Raw genomic sequence first — 1,942 nt, 5'->3', positions numbered from 1 at the left:
CCGCTGGAGACCGGCGCGCTGGCGTCGCTCGGCATGGTGCTGGACCCGACCCGCGCCCCCGTAGGCGTAGGCCCCCGGCGCCACCCGGCCCCCCGGGGCAGGGCCCCCCCCCCCCCCCGGGCCGCGGCCGCCGCTGTCTTGTCCCCGGCCTGCTGTGGTCCGCTCAGTCGCGGACGACCTCGTAACGGGCGCAGGCGAATTCGCCGTTGGGGGCGAGTTCGACGAGCCTCAGTTCGAGGGTCCGGGGCAGCAGTGGTGCGCCCGCGCCCAGGGTGACCGGGGCGATGGAGACCGACACCTCGTCGAGCAGGCCGTGGTCGGCGAACTGCCCGGCCAGGTCGCCGCCGCCGACGACCCAGAGGTTCTTCTCACCCGCGGCCTCGGCCATCTCCTTGTAGACCGTCGGGACGGGGTCGCGAGTGAAGCGGATATCGGCGTCGGTGCGCGGCGGGAAGGTGCGGTGGGTGAAGACCCAGCACGGCATCTCGTAGGCCCACGCTTCGTCGTGGTCGAGTACCCACTGATACGTGCTGGCGCCCATACAGATTGCGCCGATGTCGGCGATGAAGGCGTTGTAGCCCATCGGGCCGTCCTCGTCCGCGGTGCGGGACAGCAACCAATCCAGCGAGTGGTCGGGGGTGGCGATGAAGCCGTCGAGGCCGGTCGCGGTGTAGTAGATGGTCCGGGGCATGGTCAGCCTCGTTTCTGCAGCCAGATGATGGGGTCGCCCTGGTCGACCTCCGTTGTGCCATCGGTAATTTCGGCGCGCAGCCATTGACGGGTGACAAGCCGCCGGTGCGCGGAGAAGGTGAGAACGTGCGCGATGACGCTGCCGATCACGAAGCTCTCCGGCGGATCGCACAGCGCGTCGATCAGGGTGTCACCCCAGCCGCCGCGGCGGTCGATCTCGCGGACGGTGTCCAGCCAGTGCGGTCCGATCTCGTCGAGGCGCTGCATCAGGGTCGGAAGATCGTTCGGACGGCGTTGCGGTTCGTCGTCTCCGTCGATCGCGGCCAGCCACACCTCCTTGCTCCAGATCAGCAGGTCCAGCACCGTGGCGATCGAATCGTCGGGCCCGTCCCAGTCGAGCACCGTGTGGTCCGAGCGCTTGCGGCGATACTGCTCGTCGCTGAGACTCGTTGCCAGTTTCAGCAATTCGCGGGTGTCGTCCAGATCGTGGTGCAGCAGTAGCGATGTCGGGTCCATGTCGTGGCGGCCTTTCGGTTCGCTGGCCACCCACAGCGACATCGGCGGATGGAAGTGGATGCCGTTCACCGCGGGCAGCCAGCGCTGTTTCTTCTCGGAGCGGGTCGCGCTGGGTGGATGGCCGTACGCGCGGCTGAACGCCCTGCTGAACCCCTCCACCGAGTCGTAACCCGCCGCGAACGCCACCTCGGTCACCGAGACACCGGTGCTCAATTGCCATGCCGCCCGCTCCAGCAGCACCCGGCGGCGCAGCGCCACGGGGGACTCGCCGGTGCCGCGGGAGAACTGGCGGGCGAAGTGGTATTGGGAGGCGTAGGCGTCCTCGGCCATCGCACCCAGGGTGGCGTTGTCGTCGTCGAGCACGACGTCGAGCAGTTCGCGGAGTCGGTCACGTCCGGTGGTCACGAGTTCATTGTGGTCGGTGCGGGTCGGTTGCCGCTTGACCGTTCTTGCGCACTCCCTTGCGTGCCGCCGGGTATTGATCGTGCCGCTGGATAACGGTACATTACTTAGGTCACTTGCCGGATGGCGACGGGTTCGGGTCGAATCGCGTTGTGTCCACGGCTGTTTCGCAGCTGCGACGAGAGTGGGCGGTTCATGCTGAGTACGATTCCGATCGCGATCGGGCTGGTCTACCTGTTCATCCTGGTGGGCGGCGGCCTACGGTCGGTGGAGGCGGGCTGCCAGAACACGCTGATGGACCACATGAAGAACATGTGGCTGTGCGCCGTGATCT

At 67.8% G+C, this 1,942-nt stretch carries 2 protein-coding genes; both read right to left on the bottom strand.

The window, feature by feature from the left end; genetic code table 11:
* Positions 1 to 163 precede the first annotated feature (163 nt).
* Positions 164 to 691, bottom strand: coding sequence for a dihydrofolate reductase family protein (locus tag QH290_RS01680; RefSeq protein ID WP_280381772.1), 528 nt, complete (start codon positions 689 to 691; stop codon positions 164 to 166).
* 2 nt (positions 692 to 693) lie between these two features.
* Positions 694 to 1,611, bottom strand: a complete 918-nt coding sequence (locus QH290_RS01675) for a helix-turn-helix domain-containing protein (RefSeq protein WP_280381771.1) — start codon at positions 1,609 to 1,611, stop codon at positions 694 to 696.
* Positions 1,612 to 1,942: the final 331 nt, after the last annotated feature.

The sequence above is a fragment of the Nocardia wallacei genome (assembly GCF_029869545.1).
Lineage (GTDB): Bacteria > Actinomycetota > Actinomycetes > Mycobacteriales > Mycobacteriaceae > Nocardia > Nocardia wallacei_A.
Note: the sequence above shows the minus strand (reverse complement) of the source record. Positions and strands in the feature narration are given on the sequence as shown.